We start from the raw sequence: 1,752 nt of genomic DNA, 5'->3' as shown, positions 1-1,752 counted from the left end.
CGCCGTGGCCGACGGTGCTCTTCCAGCCGTGGCCCCTACGGCCACGGGGCGTCGAGGCCCGCACCCGCCTCGCCTACGGGCCCGACGCCCGCGCGACCCGCTTCGACCTCTACACCGGAAGAGACACCGATCGCGTGCGTGGGGTGTTGATCCACATCCACGGCGGGCATTTCCGTGCGGGCGGGCCGAGCCGGGAGTCGCGAGCGATGTTGTTCGACCACGCGCTCCGGGGCTGGGCCGCCATCAGCACCACCTACCACTTGTCGCCCTCACCGGAGGCGGGCTTCCCTCAGCATCTGGTGGACATCAAACGGCTGATCCACTGGATCCGGACGGAGGGCCCTGTGCACGGCATCCCGGCGGACGCCCCGATCGTGGTGGCGGGCAGCTCGGCCGGCGCCCACATCGCCATGATGACCGCGCTCACCGCCGGCGATTCGAGGTTCCAGCCCGGCTTCGAGGACCTCGACACCACGCTGGCGGGCGCGATCGGGCTCTACGGCTACTACGGCCGTCTGGGCGCGGGCACCAAGGACGTCTCCGACCCGGTCCGCCACCCGTCGGAGGGTGCGCCCCCGATCGCGATCATCCACGGGACCGACGACATGTACACCCCGGTGAGGGGTTCGCGCCGGCTGGTGCGGCACCTGCGGGGCGGGTCGTCGAATCCGGTGGTCTACGCCGAGCTCCCCGGCGCGCAGCACGGGTTCGACGCGGTGCAGTCCGCCCGCTACCTCGCGGTGGTCGCGGCGATCGCCAGGTTCACCGAGCCTCTCGCCGGGTCGGGCGTAACGTCGCCCCGGTGACGACCCACCGAACGGGAGCGCACTCAGGAGAGGGGCCACCATGCCGTTGACCGGTGACTACGAACCCAGTCCCAGCACATGGGTGCGGGAGCAGGTCGAGCAGTACGAGAAGAGCGACGGGGCCTCGGGCTCGGAGCTCTCGGGCATGCCGGTGGTCATCGTGACCACGGTGGGCAAGAAGTCGGGAAAGCTGCGCAAGACTCCCCTGATGCGGGTCGAGCACGACGGTTCCTACGCCGCCGTCGCCTCTCTGGGCGGCGCGCCCACCCACCCCGTCTGGTACTGGAACATCAAGGCCCACCCGCACGTGGAGCTGCGGGACAAGGACCGGGTCGGCGACTTCGTCGCCCGCGAGGTGACCGGGGAGGAACGCGACCTGTGGTGGGATCGGGCGGTCGGGGTGTACCCCGACTACCGCGACTACCAGGAGAAGACCGAGCGGACCATCCCGGTGTTCGTGCTCGAACCCCAGGACTGAATTCCCCCGCCACCGGATCCCCCGATCCCGGTGTCCTGACACCTCAGGAGGCCTCGAATGAGCCGAACCGCCCTCGTCCTCGGATGCGGCGGCACTATCGGGGGCGCCTGGGCGATCGCGGCCATGCACGCCCTCGCCGAGCAGACCGGTTTCGACCCCCGCGAGGCGGACGTCCTGCTGGGCACCTCCGCGGGGGCCGAGCTGGTGACCATGGTGGGCGGCGGCGTCGGGATCGACGAGCTGGTGGACATGCAGCGCGGACGGGCGCAGGACCCCAGGCTCCGGGAGCACATCGCGTGCACCCCGGCCGGCAGGCCGCCGCTGCCCAGGCCGCCCCTGCTCAATCCCGGCCTCCTGCGCACGCACTCCGGGCTGGCGGCCTTCGCCGGAATCGCACCCAGCGGTCGCGGTGACCTGGGGTGGCTGCAGCGGTTGGCCGAGGGGTTCGAGGTGGGTGCCTGGTTGCCC

At 71.6% G+C, this 1,752-nt stretch carries 2 protein-coding genes and 1 pseudogene; all 3 read left to right on the top strand.

Annotation, left to right across the window (positions count from 1 at the left end):
• The coding region (locus G6027_RS12365; RefSeq protein ID WP_182637440.1) for an alpha/beta hydrolase at positions 1-806 on the top strand (806 nt) is incomplete at its 5' end.
• 40 nt (positions 807-846) lie between these two features.
• Positions 847-1,284 carry a nitroreductase family deazaflavin-dependent oxidoreductase gene (locus G6027_RS12360; RefSeq protein WP_182637439.1) on the top strand — a complete coding sequence of 146 codons (438 nt, stop codon included), beginning with the start codon at positions 847-849 and terminating at the stop codon, positions 1,282-1,284.
• Between the two features lie 57 nt (positions 1,285-1,341).
• Positions 1,342-1,752, top strand: a pseudogene (locus tag G6027_RS12355) (patatin); the annotation flags it as partial.

Source organism: Dietzia sp. SLG310A2-38A2 (genome assembly GCF_014145095.1).
Taxonomy (GTDB): domain Bacteria; phylum Actinomycetota; class Actinomycetes; order Mycobacteriales; family Mycobacteriaceae; genus Dietzia.
Note: the sequence above shows the minus strand (reverse complement) of the source record. Positions and strands in the feature narration are given on the sequence as shown.